8 protein-coding genes and 2 tRNA genes are annotated in these 14,176 nt (G+C 35.7%); 9 read left to right on the top strand and 1 reads right to left on the bottom strand.

Annotation, left to right across the window (positions count from 1 at the left end):
• From ACFPTQ_RS04680 to ACFPTQ_RS04720, 9 genes are all read left to right on the top strand, one after another.
• On the top strand, window positions 1-2,951 hold a 2,951-nt coding region (locus ACFPTQ_RS04680; protein WP_379774471.1), incomplete at its 5' end, for an MBG domain-containing protein.
• A gap of 68 nt (window positions 2,952-3,019) precedes the next feature.
• Window positions 3,020-3,853: an outer membrane beta-barrel protein gene (locus ACFPTQ_RS04685; RefSeq protein WP_379774473.1), complete on the top strand. Its 834-nt coding sequence runs from the start codon at window positions 3,020-3,022 to the stop codon at window positions 3,851-3,853.
• A 137-nt stretch (window positions 3,854-3,990) separates the two neighbouring features.
• Window positions 3,991-8,529, top strand: coding sequence for a DNA polymerase III subunit alpha (gene dnaE / locus ACFPTQ_RS04690; protein ID WP_379774476.1), 4,539 nt, complete (start codon window positions 3,991-3,993; stop codon window positions 8,527-8,529).
• Window positions 8,530-8,731: 202 nt separating this feature from the next.
• A complete protein-coding gene (trxA, locus tag ACFPTQ_RS04695) occupies window positions 8,732-9,049 on the top strand; it encodes a thioredoxin (RefSeq protein ID WP_024980008.1) in 318 nt (105 codons plus the stop codon).
• An 83-nt stretch (window positions 9,050-9,132) separates the two neighbouring features.
• Window positions 9,133-11,694: a M1 family metallopeptidase gene (locus ACFPTQ_RS04700; protein ID WP_379774480.1), complete on the top strand. Its 2,562-nt coding sequence runs from the start codon at window positions 9,133-9,135 to the stop codon at window positions 11,692-11,694.
• A gap of 4 nt (window positions 11,695-11,698) precedes the next feature.
• Window positions 11,699-12,625 carry a DUF58 domain-containing protein gene (locus tag ACFPTQ_RS04705; protein WP_379774483.1) on the top strand — a complete coding sequence of 309 codons (927 nt, stop codon included), beginning with the start codon at window positions 11,699-11,701 and terminating at the stop codon, window positions 12,623-12,625.
• A gap of 86 nt (window positions 12,626-12,711) precedes the next feature.
• Window positions 12,712-12,785 (top strand) — tRNA-Asp (locus tag ACFPTQ_RS04710).
• A 372-nt stretch (window positions 12,786-13,157) separates the two neighbouring features.
• A tRNA-Asp gene (locus ACFPTQ_RS04715) sits at window positions 13,158-13,231 on the top strand.
• Window positions 13,232-13,274: 43 nt separating this feature from the next.
• Window positions 13,275-13,457 (top strand): GIY-YIG nuclease family protein, encoded by a 183-nt coding sequence (locus ACFPTQ_RS04720; RefSeq protein WP_379774486.1) that lies wholly within the window; start codon window positions 13,275-13,277, stop codon window positions 13,455-13,457.
• Window positions 13,458-13,631: 174 nt separating this feature from the next.
• On the opposite strand, the gene ACFPTQ_RS04725 is transcribed toward ACFPTQ_RS04720, so the two are convergent.
• Window positions 13,632-14,132 (bottom strand): DUF456 domain-containing protein, encoded by a 501-nt coding sequence (locus tag ACFPTQ_RS04725; RefSeq protein WP_379774489.1) that lies wholly within the window; start codon window positions 14,130-14,132, stop codon window positions 13,632-13,634.
• Between the last annotated feature and the right edge of the window lie 44 nt (window positions 14,133-14,176).

Genomic DNA, 14,176 nt, shown 5'->3' on the forward strand with positions numbered 1-14,176 from the left:
CATCAGGAGGTACAGCAGCAACAGCTACAGGATTAGCAGCAGGAAGTTATACAGTTACCGTAACCGATGCTAATGGATGTACAGCTACAAAATCATTTACAATTACACAACCAACAGTAATCACCACAACAGGATCACAAACGAATGTATCATGTAATGGAGGATCTAACGGAACTGCTTCAGTAATTGCTTCAGGTGGTGCTGGCGGATATACCTATTCTTGGGCTCCTTCTGGAGGAACAGCTGCCACAGCAACCGGACTTGCTGCAGGGAATTATACCGTAACAATAACAGATGCTAATGCATGTACTGCAACACGCAACTTTACTATTACACAACCAACTGCAATCACCACAACAGGATCACAAACTAATGTATCATGTAATGGAGGATCTAACGGAACTGCTTCAGTAACTGCTTCTGGTGGTGCCGGCGGATACACCTATTCTTGGGCTCCTTCTGGAGGAACAGCTGCTACGGCAACCGGACTAGCTGCAGGGAATTATACCGTAACAATAACTGATGCTAATGCATGTACTGCAACACGCAACTTTACTATTACACAACCAACAGCAATTAATTTCACAACAACAGTCTTGTCTGGTTATGATTACAATACTGGATATAGTCAAACTATAGTAGCTTCAGGAGGAACAGGATCTAAAACGTATGCAGTTACAGCGGGAAGTTTGCCTTCTGGTTTCTCGCTATCAACAGCTGGACAGATAACAGGTACTTCAACTCAAATTGCTGATAGTAATTTTACGGTTACCGCTACTGATGCTAATAATTGTACTACTACCTATGATTATGTACTGAAATTAAATCAAATCCCAATTACCGTAACTGCAACACCTTCTCAAACTAAAATATATGGAGAGAATGATCCTGTTTTAACTTATACAGTATCACCAAGTTTACTTTCTGGAGATTCATTTACAGGATCTTTAACAAGGGTTAGTGGAGAAAATATTGGTAATTATACTATTAATCAAGGTTCGCTTTCAGCTGGATCTAAATATTTAATTACTTATGTTGGTGCTAACTTTACTATTACGGCAAAACCAATTACAGTAACGGCAACTCCTTCACAAACGAAAGTGTATGGTACATCAGATCCTGTTTTCACTTATAGTGTTTCACCAAGTTTAGTTTCAGGTGATTCATTCATGGGAACATTGAGTAGAGTAGCAGGAGAGAACATTGGAGCATACGCGATTAATCAAGGAAGTTTAAGTGCAGGAAATAATTATGATATTACCTATGTTTCTAAAGACTTCAGTATAACCGCTAAACCGATTACGGTAACAGCCGATGTTTCACAAACGAAAGTGTATGGTACATCAGACCCTGTTTTCACTTATAGTGTTTCACCAAGTTTAGTTTCAGGTGATTCATTCATGGGAACATTGAGTAGAGTAGCAGGAGAGAACATTGGAGCATACGCGATTAATCAAGGAAGTTTAAGTGCAGGAAATAATTATGATATTATCTATGTTTCTAAAGACTTCAGTATAACCGCTAAACCGATTACGGTTACAGCCGATGTTTCACAAACGAAAGTGTATGGTACATCAGATCCTGTTTTTGCTTACACCGTTTCTCCAAGTTTAGTAACTGGTGATTCATTTACAGGAACATTGAGTAGAGTAGCAGGAGAGAACATTGGAGCTTACGCAATTAATCAAGGAAGTTTAAGTGCGGGATCTAATTATACGATTACTTATGTTTCTAAAGACTTCAGTATTACCGCTAAACCGATTACAGTAACGGCAAATACTTCACAAACTAAAGTGTATGGTACATCAGACCCTGTTTTCACTTACAGTGTTTCACCAAGCTTAATTTCAGGCGATTCGTTCACAGGAGCTTTGAGTAGAGTAGCAGGGACAAATATTGGAGCTTATGCTATTACACAAGGGACATTAAGTGCCGGTTCTAATTATACGATTACTTATGTTGCTAATAACTTTACGATAACTGCTAAGCCTATTACAGTTACGGCTACCACAGGACAAACCAAAGTGTATGGAACATCAGATCCTGTTTTTGCTTACACCGTTTCTCCAAGTTTAGTAACTGGTGATTCATTCACGGGAGCTTTATCAAGAACAACTGGTGAAAATGCAGGTGTTTATACCATTAACCAAGGGACATTAACGGCAGGGATGAATTATACAATAAGTTATGTTGGAGCTAATTTTACTATTACTAAAGCGAATCAGACGATAACTTGGAGTCAGGATTTAGCATTAGGTTGTGATGGAGTGTCGTCTACGACCTTGACTGCTGTTTCCTCTAGTGGATTACCAGTGAGCTATACTTCTTCTAATACCAATGTAGCAACTGTATTTAATACTATTTTGTCTGCTCATGATTATGGTTTTGCTAGTATTATTGCTTCACAGGCAGGAAATAATAACTATAATCCGGCAACATCTGTAAGTCTAACAGTTGTCAATAGTCAGCCAAATTTGATTAGAAAGCAATTTGATAATATTATTTTCTTTGATAATAGTTCAAGAGAATTTGTAAGTTATACTTGGTATAAAAATGGTGTTTTAGTTCCAGGTGCAACTACACAATATTATAAAGAAGCTGAAGGAGATTTGAACGGCGTTTATTATGCAAAAGCGACCCGAAAAGACGGTATGGTGGTTACTACTTGTTCGTTAACTTTTTCTCCAACGATAGAAGATGAATACATTAAAATTGTTCCTAATCCTGTTAAAGCAGGTTCGACCTATGAACTTGTGACTAACGTTTCAGGGACAAGATTGCAAAATGCACATGTTGAAGTGTTCAGTTTGGGATCTGTCTTGATGCAGGATAAGCATACAAATGAAAATACGGTATCATTAACTGCTCCTATGGTAGAAGGAATGTATATTGTAAGAATGACTTTGTCAAACGGTAAGATTTTTACAAAGGGATTATTAGTTAGAAATTAAATATAATAGAATACAGCATCCTCATTGATCGCAATGAGGATGGGTATTCATATCTTAAAAAAAGAAGTATGAATTTTAATTTTAAAAAAAATGTAGGGCTGTTTGCATTATTACTTTCACAAGGAATAATGGCTCAGGTCTATGTAGGTGTACAGTCAGGAATAGGTAATATTCAAAATGATGTACCAGGTACTTTGCAAGGGAATAGATTAGGAGCAGCAATAAAAGCAGGCTATATTTATTCTTTAACAAATCATATTGGGATTGGTTCAGGAATTGAATTCTCGCAATACCGACAATATGCAAGCTTGAGTAATTCAAAATCAGTATTGAAAAATTATGAAGTAGATGAGTCAACTTCAGCATTTGAATACAATGTAACAACTAAAAATTACAACGAAAAGCAAACACTTCATGCTTTACAAATTCCTTTGTTTTTAGAATACAAAACCAATATAAACAAAGGTATTGATTTTAATTTTAGAGCAGGAGCGAAGTACTTTTTGCCTTTAAAATATAAAATCGAAGCAAGTGCTGCTTCGGTTAAAGGAGCAGGCTATTATCCGGATGTGAACTTATACATTGATGATTTACCTGAATATGGTTTTGGTACTAAGCAAAATTATTCGGCTACGGGAGAATATGATACCAAAGGAATAATTATGAGTATGTTTGAGTTAGGTTTTACCTTTGAAATGGGAGCGAAAAATTCTTTGTATACTGCTATGTTTTTAGAAAACGGTTATGGTTCTATTTTAGATCAGGATACAGACAAATCCTATATTGGATATAATCCAAACTCCATTGATGATAGAACTGCAAACGGATTGTATAGCACTAAAAAGGATGCGAAATTAAAACCAGTAGCATTTGGATTAACTCTAGCATGGGTTTTTAGGTAAAATGCGATTTAATTTTATAGAATAAGGCAGTCTTTCGGGGCTGCCTTTTTTTGTTGATAACTTCCCTTTTCTTTGGTATGAAAAAAAGCTAAATTTGAAATTCATTTTTGCTAAAAGCAAATACTTCATTAACAGCTATGTACTTAATATTCGATACAGAAACCACGGGTTTACCTAAGCGTTGGGACGCACCTATTACTGATACTGCCAACTGGCCGCGTTGTATTCAAATTGCATGGCAACTCCATGATGATATGGGGCAGTTAGTAGAGCATCAGGATTATTTGGTAAAACCAGAAGGTTTTAATATTCCTTATGACGCAGAGCGTATTCACGGTATTTCGACAGAGTTAGCAGAAGCAGAAGGAATCACTTTGGCTGAGGTTTTGGAGAAATTTAATATCGCTTTAAGCAAAGCCAAATTTATTGTGGGGCAAAATCTAGGTTTTGATGTCAATATTATGGGCTGTGAGTTTCACCGTATGGGAGTTGATTCGCCTATGGCTTCGATGCCTATTTTAGATACTTGTACCGAGGTTACGGCTAATTTGTTGAAATTACCTGGCGGTCGTGGAGGTAAATTTAAATTACCAACATTGACCGAGTTACATGAGTATTTATTCAATGTCCCTTTTGCGGAAGCGCATAATGCAACTGCCGATGTTGAGGCAACAACGCGTTGTTTCTTAGAATTAATCAAAAGAGAAGTTTTTACTAAGGAAGAGCTAGATGTTCCGGCTTCGTACTTTAAGGATTTTCAAGCCAAAAATCCGCAGGAAATTCAGCTTATCGGATTAAAACATATTAATCTAAAAGCGGCTTCTGATAAAATTAGAGAGCAGTTAAAAAAATCGGAGGGAGCTGCTCCTCAAACTACGATTTCTGAAGCTGATAGAAAAGATTTTTCGGAGGCAAAATTCGCCCACTTACACAATCATACGCAGTTTTCGGTTTTACAATCTACTATCGGAATTGGACCTTTAGTTGCTGCTACGGCAAAGAATAAATTTCCAGCGGTAGCCATGACTGACACTGGGAATATGATGGGGGCTTTCCATTTTGTGAGTGCCGTGATGAATCACAACAAAGGGGCTTCTGCAAAAAATAAAGCTTTAATAGAAAGTGGTGAAGAACCTACAGAGACTGAAATCAAACCGATAGTAGGTTGTGAGTTTAATATTTGCGAAAATCACAAGGATAAATCCAAGAAAGACAACGGATATCAGGTTGTTTTGATGGCTAAAAATAAAAACGGTTATCACAATTTGGCCAAAATGGCGTCGGTTGCTTATGTGGATGGGTTTTATTATGTGCCTAGAATTGATAGAACTGTTGTTGAAAAATACAAAGAAGATATCATGGTCTTATCTGGGAATTTATACGGAGAGATTCCGAGTAAAATCCTGAATATTGGTGAAAACCAAGCCGAAGAAGCTTTGTTGTGGTGGAAAGCACAATTTGGAGATGATTTTTATCTCGAAATCATGCGCCACAATCAGGAGGATGAAAATAGGGTAAATAAGACCTTAATTGAGTTTTCTAAGAAGCATAATGTGAAGTTAATTGCTACTAATAATACTTATTATTTAAATAAAGAAGATGCCAATGCGCACGATATTTTATTGTGTGTCAAAGATGGAGAAAAACAAGCTACTCCTATTGGGCGTGGACGTGGTTACCGTTACGGTTTGCCTAATCAGGAGTATTATTACAAATCGGATGAGGAGATGAAAAAACTCTTTGCTGATTTGCCTGAAGCGATTATCAACATACAGGAAATCATAGATAAGGTCGAAATTTACTCTTTATATCGTGATGTATTACTCCCTAAATTTGAGATTCCTGACGAATTTAAAGTTCCCGAAGATTTGGAAGACGGAGGGGTTCGTGGCGAAAATGCTTATCTGCGACATTTAACCTATACAGGTGCAGAACGTCGTTACGAAGAAATTACCGATGAAGTACGAGAACGTTTGGATTTTGAGTTAATGACCATTTCCAATTCGGGTTATCCGGGTTACTTTTTGATTGTACAGGATTTCATAGCCGAAGCACGTAAAATGGGAGTTTCGGTAGGGCCTGGTCGTGGATCGGCAGCAGGATCGGCTGTGGCTTATTGTTTGGGAATTACCAATATCGACCCGATTAAGTACGATTTGCTTTTTGAGCGTTTCCTGAATCCTGATCGTGTATCCATGCCCGATATTGATATCGACTTTGATGATGAGGGTCGTGGTCGTGTAATGGATTATGTAATCAATAAATACGGAGCCAATCAGGTGGCACAGATTATTACCTATGGTAAAATGGCGACCAAATCAGCCATTCGTGATACGGCTCGTGTATTGGATTTGCCACTTTTTGAAGCAGATAGAATTGCCAAATTGATTCCAGCAATGATGCCAGGAAAATGGAATTTGGCCCGATTTATTTCTGAAAATGAGGAGGATGTGAAAAAAGCGCTGAAATCTTCTGAAGAATTTGATCGTGTTAAAGAATTAATCGCTATTGCTAATGAAGGTGATTTGGCAGGAGAAACGATTCAGCAGGCTAAAATTCTGGAAGGTTCGATGCGTAATACGGGGATTCACGCCTGCGGGGTAATTATTACTCCCGATGATATTACGAATTTCGTTCCAGTTACTACCGCTAAAGATTCGGATTTATATGTTACTCAGTTTGATAACTCGGTAGCTGAGAGTGCTGGATTATTGAAGATGGACTTTTTGGGTCTGAAGACCCTGACATTGATTAAAGATACTGTGAAATTGGTCAAGTATCGTACGGGAATTGAACTCAATCCAGATAATTTTCCAATTGATGATGCGAAAACTTATGAGTTGTTTCAGCGAGGTGAAACAGTAGGGGTGTTTCAATACGAGTCACCTGGGATGCAAAAATACATGAAGGATTTGAAGCCTACCGTATTTGCCGATTTGATTGCGATGAACGCCTTGTATCGTCCGGGGCCTTTGGAATACATTCCTTCTTTCGTTCGTAGAAAAAACGGGGAAGAAGAAATTACCTATGACTTAGATGCTTGTGAAGAATACCTGTCTGAGACCTATGGAATTACGGTGTATCAAGAGCAGGTAATGCTTTTGTCCCAAAAGTTAGCTGGATTCTCAAAAGGGGATGCCGACGTACTTCGTAAGGCGATGGGTAAGAAGCAAAAGGACGTACTGGATAAGATGAAAGGAAAATTCATCGATCAGGCGGTAGCTAAAGGTCATGATGAAAAGAAACTGGATAAAATTTGGACGGACTGGGAGGCCTTTGCGAGTTATGCCTTCAACAAATCACACTCTACCTGTTATGCCTGGGTAGCTTATCAAACGGCTTATCTGAAAGCACATTATCCTGCTGAATATATGGCGGCGGTACTTTCGAATAACATGAACGATATTAAACAGGTTTCCTTTTTCATGGAAGAATGTAAGCGAATGGGCTTGCAAGTTTTAGGACCTTCTGTGAACGAATCGTATTATAAATTTACCGTAAACGATAATTATGCCGTTCGTTTCGGGATGGGAGCAATCAAAGGAGTTGGTGCTGGAGCCGTAGAAACTATTGTAGAAAATAGAAAAAACGGATTGTATAAATCCATTTTTGATTTGGCGAAACGAATTGATTTGCGTGCCGCTAATAAAAAAGCTTTTGAAAATTTAGCATTGGCAGGTGGATTTGACTGTTTTGCCGATACACACCGAGCACAATATTTCCATGATGATGGTGATGGGATTACTTTTTATGAAAAAGCCATGCGTTATGGTTCTAAATTTCAGGAAAATGAAAACTCTTCGCAAGTAAGTTTGTTTGGCGAAACTTCTGAAGTTCAAATTGCCGAACCTGTAGTTCCGCCTTGTGAAGATTGGAGTACTATGGAAAAATTAGCCAAAGAGAAAGAAGTAGTTGGAATCTATATTTCTGGTCATCCATTGGATGATTTTAGATTTGAAATGAAATATTTCTGTAATGCCAAGTTAAACGCTCTAAAAAACATGGAAGCTTATGTGGGTAAAACTTTGACTCTTGGTGGGATTATTAATAATGTTCAACATAGGGTAGCTAAGAATGGTAAAGGTTGGGCTTCGTTTGCTTTAGAAGGTTATGACGAAAGTTATGAGTTTCGAATTTTTGGAGAAGAATATTTAAAGTTCCGTCATTTCTTCATTCAAAACAATTTTATGTTTATAAAGCTCACTATCAAAGAGGGGTGGATGAATCAGGAAACAGGCAAAAAGGGAGAGCCAAGATTGCAATTTGTAGAGATGAAACAGTTGCAAGATGTCTTAGAATCATTTGCTAAAAAATTAATTGTGCTATTGAATATTAGGGATTTACATCCTGATTTTATTCATAAATTGAGTAATTTGTTTAATATGAATAAAGGGGATAATCAGGTGACTTTTGAAATAATGGAGTTGGAGAAAATTAAAAAATTAATTGAAGTAGCTCCTGTAGTTGACGAAAATGAAGAAGTGATTTTTGATGATGATATCGATGATGCCGAAGCAGCAGATATAACTCAGACTAAAGCAGTTCAAGTAACCGAAGTGGAAGAAGTAAAGGTGGTGACCAAATTAAGTATGGTAAGTAGAAGATTGAAGGTGAAAATTTCGACTGAATTATTACAAGAATTGGAGAAAATGCAAGTAAATTTCAAACTAAACTAAATAAAAAGGAGAAAAAGGGTTCTTAGATTCCTCCTTTTTTCTCCGTATTTATACTGAAAGTTGAGTTTTCTGATAATAATTAACAATATATTAATAGCCAAAACCAATTTAGGAATGATGTTTACTTAATATTTAATTTCTAAATTTGCAATGTGTTTAAGGAATTAAAGACTTTTGATTTATAAATTTTAAATAAAAAAATATGGCATTAGCAATAACAGATGCTACTTTTGAAGAAGTAGTTTTGAAATCAGATAAACCTGTAATGGTAGATTTTTGGGCAGCTTGGTGTGGTCCTTGTAGAATGGTTGGACCAATCATCGACGAATTAAGCAATGAATACGAAGGGAAAGTTGTTGTAGGTAAAGTTGATGTAGATGCAAACCAAGAATTTGCTGCAAAATACGGAGTGAGAAACATCCCAACAGTATTGGTTTTTCATAACGGAGAAGTAGTAGGTAAGCAAGTAGGAGTTGCTCCTAAGCAAACTTACGCGGATAGTTTAGACGCTTTGTTGTAATCGTAAGATTATGATTTATATGAGAAAAAGGTTTGGCGCAAGTCAAGCCTTTTTCTATTTTTAGTCACTAATATGTTGTTAAAATGAGACTCTACCTGTATTTATTTTGTTTTTTGGTTGTGGGTGCTTCAGCACAAAATAGTTCTTTTTCTGATCGATTAGCTCAGGAAGGAATTTCGAAAGAATTGGCCGTTTATAGAAAACAACAGCTTTCGGATGTTAATTATTCCTTGTCTTTTATAATTCCTAGAGCGAAAGCTGAAGCGATAGCTTCAAAATTGCAATTGCGTTTAAAAATTGCCGATTTGTCGAATGCTTTATTTTTGGATTTTAATGAAAAAAAGGAAAATATAAAGTCAGTTCAGATAAATGGAAAAACCATTCCTATAGTTCACGAAAGACAACATCTTATTATAGATAAAAGGTTCTTGAAATTGGGTGTTAATGAAATTAAAGTTGATTTTATTGCTGGTAATTTGTCGTTGAATAGAAATAATGATTATCTGTACACATTGTTAGTTCCAGATCGAGCGAGTACATTGTTTCCTTGTTTTGATCAACCAGATATTAAAGCAGAATATAGCTTGTCTATTACGGCTCCTAATGATTGGGAGGTGCTTACAGCCGCTGCCGTAAAAAAACAAACAAATTCAGCTGACTTTATTACCTACGATTTCAAGACTTCTGATAAAATGAGTACCTATTTGTTCTCATTTGTTGCAGGTAAGTTTAGTAAAGTAAAAAGAAATCCCGGACATTTTGATATGACAATGTTGTATCGTGAAACAGATACAGCAAAGATTAATGAAAGTACTCAGGAAATTTTTGATTTACATGAAAAGTCTTTAGATTTTTTAGAAGAATATACTAAGGTGAAATTCCCTTATCAAAAATTAGATTTTGCCTCTATTCCAGGACATCCTTTTGGAGGAATGGAGCATGTAGGTGCTATTCAGTATAAAGAATCAAGTTTGTTTTTGGATCATAGTGCAACGAGTAGTGACAAGTTAGACAGAGCAAAACTAATAGGACATGAGACTTCTCACATGTGGTTTGGGGATTTGGTTACTATGAAATGGTTTGATGATGTATGGATGAAAGAAGTTTTTGCCAATTTTATGGCTGGGAAAATTATGAACCCTGCTTTTCCAGAAATCAATCACGATTTGCAGTTTTTGTTAACACATTACCCAAGTGCTTATGCTGAAGACCGAACTTTAGGTACGCATCCTATTCGACAGAACTTATTTAATCTTAAAGATGCAGGTTCGCTTTATGGAAATATCATTTACAATAAAGCGCCCATTATGATGCGTCAATTGGAGACCTTAATTGGTGAAGCTGTTTTTCAAAAAGGAGTTCAAAAATATATTCAGAAATATGCAAATGATAACGCCGATTGGAATCAGTTAATTGATATTCTAGATGAGGAAACTCCGATTGATTTAAAGCAATGGAGCAAGGTTTGGGTAAATGAATCGGGTCGGCCTATTATCAGTAGTGCGGTAGAATATGACGTTGATAATCGTATTAAAAAATTTGAAATCAGTCAACAGGCCGAAGACGGTTCGGCTAATTTATGGTCACAAATTTTTCAGATTGGTTTAGTTTATCCTGATGGAATTAAAGTCGTTGATGTGGTTTTGGATAAAAAAACAATTTCTTTAGAGGCTATAAAAGGTTGGGCTAAGCCTGAATTTATTGTCTATAATTATAATGGTTTTGGTTATGGTGTTTTACCAATAGAAGAAGCAGATATTGATAAAATGAATACAATTAAAAATGAAGTTGCTAGAGCATCTAGCTATATCAATCTGTATGAAAATGTGTTGGTAGGTAAAGTACCTGCGGTGAAAGCTATCGATGTTTTATTGAAAGCGATGAAAGAAGAACAAAATGAATTAGTGCTTCAGTTGGCTACTTCGTATGTTCGAAGTATGTATTGGAATTATTTATCAGAAAAGCAACAGCAACTCTATCAAAAGATAATCGAGGATTTTAGTTATGCCTATCTAAAGTTGGATAAATTACCTAATAACAAGAAAAATGTATTTGGTATGTTTACTTCGGTTGCCTATTCTGATGCTGGAAAAGAGCGTTTGTATGCCATTTGGAATAAAACGGATACTTTTGAAGGTCTGAAATTAAATGACGATGACTTTGAAAGAATGGCGATGTTGTTGTCTTTGTATCAGCATCCAAAAGCAGCTGAGGTTTTGGTTAAAACTTTGGAAGAAATCAAAAATCCAGATAAAAAAAGTCGTTTTGAATTTTTGCTTCCCGCTTTGTCTAATGATGTAGCAGTTCGAGATGCATTAGTGCAATCCTTTAAAGAGGAGAAAAACAGAACCCATGGAACATGGGTAATCACCGCTTTGAGTTATATAAATCATCCTTTGCGTCAGGAAAGTGCACAAAAAAACCTTAAATTGTACTTGGAAATGTTGGAAGAGGTTCAGCGAACAGGAGATATCTTCTTTCCAAAAAGTTGGTTAAGTGTTACGATTGGTAATTATACTTCTCCATATGCGTTTCAGGTTATGGAAACTTTCTTAAAAGAAAATCCTAATTTGAATCCAATGTTGAAAAGAAAATTGTTACAAGCAACTGATGCATTGTATCGAGCCCAAAAGATAAAACAATAAAAGAATGAAAATCGAATCTCAAATAGAGAAAATATCGAGCTTCCAACATTTAGAATTGTTGGCTAATCAGGTTGTAGAAGGCTTTATTTCGGGAATGCACAAAAGTCCGTTTCATGGATTTTCGGCTGAGTTTGCCGAACATAAGTTGTATAATTCGGGTGAAAGTACCAAACATATCGATTGGAAACTTTTTGCTAAAACGGATCGATTGTATACCAAACAATTCGAAGAAGAAACTAATTTGCGATGTCATATTATTATTGATAATTCATCATCCATGCATTATCCTAAGTTGAAGGCTAACCAGCATTTTTATGACAATAAAATAGGTTTTTCGGTATTGGCATCTGCGGTTTTGATGAATTTATTAAAGAAACAAAGAGATGCAGTAGGTTTAAGCGTCTTTTCAGATAGCTATGAATATTATGCTCCCGAAAAAGGAAGTGACCGTCATCATCGAATGATTTTGAATACACTTGAAAATCTTTTGAAGGATTCGAAAGAAAGAAAAAATACAGATACGATTACTTATTTGCATCAAATTGCAGAGAAAATGCATCGCCGTTCCATGATTGTTTTGTTTACAGATATGTTTCAAACGGAAGATGAAGATAAATTGTTGAGTGCGTTGCAACATTTAAAACACAATAAGCATAAGGTGGTTTTGTTTCATGTAATTGATAATCAAACCGAATTTAATTTTGATTTTGATAATGCACCTCGAAAATTTATTGATGTGGAAACTGGGGATGAAATTGCTCTTTTTGCCGAAAATGTGAAAGAGGAGTATGAAAAGCAGGTAGCTGAGTATTTTAAAAAACTGGCTTTAAGTTGTGCTCAAAACAAAATCAAGTATGTTCCAGTGAATATAAGAGATGATTTCCAAAAAATAATGCTAACCTATTTGGTTGAAAAGCAAAAGTTTGGGTAGTTGTGCCGAAAAATATTTTATTTTTTAATTAAAAACACTTGCGTAAATAGAAATCTGTTGTATCTTTGCCACCGCAATAAAGCAGAGGTTTGGTAGTTCAGTTGGTTAGAATACATGCCTGTCACGCATGGGGTCGCGGGTTCGAGTCCCGTCCAGACCGCTAATATTGGAAAAGCCTTTCGTAACAGAAAGGCTTTTTTTTCCACTATACGGTATTGAAAGCTAGTTGTGTTGTTTGGGTTAGCCTTAGTTAAGCTAACCTTGGTTTAGTAGTTAGACCAATGAAAAGCTTTTCACTTAATTGTGAATGGCTTTTTTGATTTTAAGGCTAATTTTGATTATCACAATTAGGTAAATAGTTACTTTTCTTTTTTAAAAAATCATTTTTATTAATCTTATTTGCTGTAAATCAGTCTTTTAACTTGTTTTTTTTCATGTCAAACAAGAGTGAATTAAAAAATATTTTTATTTTTTGGAAAAATACTTGCGCATAAAGAAATCTGTTGTATCTTTGCCACCGCAATAAAGCAGAGGTTTGGTAGTTCAGTTGGTTAGAATACATGCCTGTCACGCATGGGGTCGCGGGTTCGAGTCCCGTCCAGACCGCAAAATTTGCAGAAAGCCTTTCTTAACGGAAAGGCTTTTTTTATTGTTAAAACTATGTATTACGTTTAAAAGTCTTGATGTTTACTATAAAGGTTTTATATCAAATGTTGAAGGAAGATTAGAATCCCATTTGTTGGAAAGGATTGAATTTACTTCAAGGGCAAAAGATTGGCAATTGGTTTATGTTAAAGAATATGAAAGTAAGACTTTGGCAATGATCGAATAAAAATGAATTAAGAAACTCAATAGATCTTCTTTCGAAAAATTAATTAGAGGTTAAATATATGCTTGTCATCTCGTCTTTGGTACGAGATGGGTTCGAGTCCTCTCGTTTCAAGAACGAGACAAATTTGTTAAAAGGCTTCAGTAATGAGTCGCTTTTTTTATTGATTTTTTTTCTTTAAAAAAGAGATTCTTTGTATTCCCAAATAATTGAGATGAAAATTCCCAAATATATTATACAAAGCATAAATTGAATGAAGCTGGATACTAAAATCCCAAGTACAGAACCAGTGGCAGCTTTGAATGCTTGTTCTGTGTTTTTAGTGTCAAAAAATAATTCCCCAATTAAGGCTCCTACAAAAGGGCCTATTATAAAACCAAATGGTATTGGAGCCAATAAACCAATTATTAAACCAATATTTGTTCCCCATATTCCAGCTTTACTTCCGCCAAACCGTTGTGTTCCTTTTGCTGGTAATATGTAATTTGCAATAGTAAAAAGAATGACAATAATTAGTGTTACTCCTAAAATTAAATAATTTGTCGGGATGACTGATGTACAATAAAGTAGTGCTATTCCTAGCCAACATAAACTAATTCCGGGCAAAACAGGCAATAAACTACCGAGAATTCCAATAATCATGCAAACAAAAGCAATAATAAGAAGTAAAATATCCATAAATTTATTTTTACTAATTTTGAAAATTAATTTATTAGAAAGTT

It is taken from the genome of Flavobacterium sp. GCM10022190 (genome assembly GCF_042656445.1).
GTDB lineage: Bacteria > Bacteroidota > Bacteroidia > Flavobacteriales > Flavobacteriaceae > Flavobacterium > Flavobacterium nitratireducens.

What these genes read in the sequence shown, in the direction of transcription:
- ACFPTQ_RS04685 (WP_379774473.1), top strand. Translation starts at nt 3,020, where the DNA reads ATGAATTTTAATTTTAAAAAAAATGTAGGGCTGTTTGCATTATTACTT.
- dnaE (WP_379774476.1), top strand. Translation starts at nt 3,991, where the DNA reads ATGTACTTAATATTCGATACAGAAACCACGGGTTTACCTAAGCGTTGG.
- trxA (WP_024980008.1), top strand. Translation starts at nt 8,732, where the DNA reads ATGGCATTAGCAATAACAGATGCTACTTTTGAAGAAGTAGTTTTGAAA.
- ACFPTQ_RS04700 (WP_379774480.1), top strand. Translation starts at nt 9,133, where the DNA reads ATGAGACTCTACCTGTATTTATTTTGTTTTTTGGTTGTGGGTGCTTCA.
- ACFPTQ_RS04705 (WP_379774483.1), top strand. Translation starts at nt 11,699, where the DNA reads ATGAAAATCGAATCTCAAATAGAGAAAATATCGAGCTTCCAACATTTA.
- ACFPTQ_RS04725 (WP_379774489.1), bottom strand. Translation starts at nt 14,132, where the DNA reads ATGGATATTTTACTTCTTATTATTGCTTTTGTTTGCATGATTATTGGA.